This window comes from Ancylobacter sp. VNQ12 (assembly GCF_049445835.1).
Lineage (GTDB): Bacteria > Pseudomonadota > Alphaproteobacteria > Rhizobiales > Xanthobacteraceae > Ancylobacter.
In genome coordinates, this window is the sequence record NZ_JBMSDU010000059.1 from 1 (window position 1) to 2,454 (window position 2,454).

Genomic DNA, 2,454 nt, shown 5'->3' on the forward strand with positions numbered 1-2,454 from the left:
GTAAGCGTCGTCCTCAGGCCACGCTACTGAGGGTGGGCTTGGCGGGATAGGCCCATGGCATGAGCTCATCGATGCGGCTGTTGGGGTGGCCCTCGACGATGCGGGTGATGATGTCCGTGAGGTAGGCCTGGGGATCGATACCGTTCAGCTTGGCTGTCTCGACGAGCGAGGCGATGACGGCCCAGTGCTCGGCACCGCCGTCGGAGCCGGCGAACAGGGCGTTCTTCCGGGTCAGGGCCAGGGGGCGGATGGATCGCTCGACGATGTTGTTGTCGAGCTCGATGTGCCCATCATCGAGGAAGAGGCCAAGCCCTGCCCAGCGCGAGAGAGCGTAGCGGATCGCTTCGGCGAGCTTGGTCTTCTGGCTGATCAAGGCGAGCTTTTGCCGTAGCCACGGCTCGAGGGCATCAATGATCGGTTTGCTCCTTTGCTGCCGTGCGTCCCGGCGCTCCTCCGGGGTGCGGCCACGGATATGAGCCTCGACGTGATAGAGCGCGGCGATGCGCTGCAGGGCCTCGTCGGCGATCGGCGCGGGGCCGGTCTGGGCGAGCTCATAGAAGCGCCGCCGCACGTGCGCCCAGCAGAACGCCAGGTTCACGGCGGTGCGTCCGGCCAGCGCCTTGTAGCCGCCATAGCCATCGACCTGCAGGATGCCGCTGAAGCCGTCGAGGTGGGCCATGGGCCGCTCGCCCTTGCGGTCAGGGGCATAGACATAGGCGACGGCAGGCGGATCGGCGCCGCCCCAGGGCCGGTCATCACGGGCATAGGCGAAGAGCTGCCCCGTCTTGGTCCGGCCCCGCCCGGGATCGAGCACCGGCGCCGTGGTCTCGTCGGCGAACAGCTTCGGCGAAGCCTTCAGCATCGCCAGCATCCGCTCGTGCACGGGGCGCAGCAGGAAGGCCGCGCGCCCGACCCAGTCGGCCAGCGTCGAACGATCAAGCGTGACACCCTGACGGGCATAGATCTGGGCCTGACGGTACAGCGGCAGATGATCGGCGTACTTCGAGACCAGAACCTGGGCGACCGTTGCCTCGGTCGGGATACCACCCTCGATCAGCCGAGCCGGCGCGGGTGCCTGCACCACCACGCCTTCGCAGGAGCGGCAGGCGTATTTCGGCCGGCGCACCACCAGCACGCGGAACTGCGCCGGCACGATGTCGAGCCGCTCGGCCACGTCCTCGCCGATGCGGTGGAGCCGGCCGGAGCAGCAGGGGCAGACATCGCTCTCGACATCGACCACCGTCTCGATGCGCGGCAGATGGGTGGGCAACGCGCCGCGGTTGGCCCGACGCTTTGCGATCCGCTCTGCTTTTGTCGCCGGCGCGTTTTCCTCAGATGCCGCAAAACCTGCGGCCTCCACCTGCTCGGCCTCTTCCAGGGCGAGGAGAAGCTGGTCCTCGGGTAGCGTCTCGGCGCGCCGACCGAAGCGATGGCGCTGCAATTCCTTGATGATCTGACGCAGCCGCTCGATCTCCGCCTCCCGGGCGATCAGCATCGCCTGGAGCGTCTCGGGATCACGGGGAAGCTCGGAGCGGAGCGAAGCCATGACACCGATTCAATCATATTCGCCAGTGGCTTGCGAGGCTTTTCAGCTCGCCGCGACCGGCGTCCTCGTCCGTTGCGGCTCATGCACACGGCGCCAGTCCAGGCCCTCGAACAAGGCTTGCAGCTGGGCCGCCGTCAGCCGCAGTGCGCCGTCCTCGATCTTCGGCCAGCGGAACTCGCCATCCTCCAGGCGCTTGGCGACCAGCACCACGCCGGTGCCGTCCCAGAACACCAGCTTCACCCGATCGGGACGCTTGGCGCGGAATACATAGACCGTGCCCGAGAAGGGATCGGCACCCATCGTCTCGCGCACCAGGGCGGCCAGGCCTTCGGCCCCCTTGCGGAAATCGACGGGTTTCGTGGCAACCATGACCCGGACTGCGCCGGTCGGACCGATCACAACCCGACCTTCAACGCGCTGAGCACCGCCGTGATGGTCGCCGGTGAGGCGCCGTTCTCGATCGTCACGCGGGCGCCGGCGACCTCAATCTCTATGGCTGCGGTGCGACGTTGCCGGCCACGCCGCTTCGGTCGTGACGGTAGGGCGGACGGCTCAGATGCGGGAGCCGGCTCCGGCGCGACGACCGCCGGCACAAAGGCCGGGATCATCTCGCTCGCCTTGCGCGCCTCCCGGCGCCAGGTGAACAGTTGCTGCGGCGTCAGACCGTGGCGGCGAGCAACCGCCGACACTACGGCGCCGGGAACCAGCGTCTCTTCCAGGATCCGCGTCCGCTCGTCCGCCGTCCAGCGTCGCCGCCCCAGCGCGCCGTTGATCACTTCGAAGCGCCGGACCTCAACCTCCGGCTCAAGTCTATGGTCAAGCCCAGACACAAAACGATCCTCCAATCAGGATCGTCAGACTGCGCTTTCACGCCCAACCTATGAAGGTGCCGCCGGGACCACGCTTAC

At 67.6% G+C, this 2,454-nt stretch carries 3 protein-coding genes; all 3 read right to left on the bottom strand.

The window, feature by feature from the left end; translation table 11 throughout:
- Positions 1-13: 13 nt before the first annotated feature.
- From tnpC to tnpA, 3 genes are read right to left on the bottom strand one after another with little or no spacing between them, the layout of a single operon-like run.
- Complete coding sequence (gene tnpC, locus ACO2RV_RS25035; protein WP_423296909.1) at positions 14-1,546, bottom strand: IS66 family transposase; 1,533 nt, start codon at positions 1,544-1,546, stop codon at positions 14-16.
- A 42-nt stretch (positions 1,547-1,588) separates the two neighbouring features.
- Complete coding sequence (gene tnpB, locus ACO2RV_RS25040; protein WP_423296910.1) at positions 1,589-1,915, bottom strand: IS66 family insertion sequence element accessory protein TnpB; 327 nt, start codon at positions 1,913-1,915, stop codon at positions 1,589-1,591.
- Positions 1,916-1,941: 26 nt separating this feature from the next.
- On the bottom strand, positions 1,942-2,322 hold the full coding sequence (gene tnpA, locus ACO2RV_RS25045; RefSeq protein WP_423296911.1) for an IS66-like element accessory protein TnpA: 381 nt from the start codon (positions 2,320-2,322) through the stop codon (positions 1,942-1,944).
- Between the last annotated feature and the right edge of the window lie 132 nt (positions 2,323-2,454).

Excerpts from the sequence above, each read along its gene's own strand:
- tnpC (WP_423296909.1), bottom strand. The coding sequence starts at position 1,546 with ATGGCTTCGCTCCGCTCCGAGCTTCCCCGTGATCCCGAGACGCTCCAG.
- tnpB (WP_423296910.1), bottom strand. The coding sequence starts at position 1,915 with ATGGTTGCCACGAAACCCGTCGATTTCCGCAAGGGGGCCGAAGGCCTG.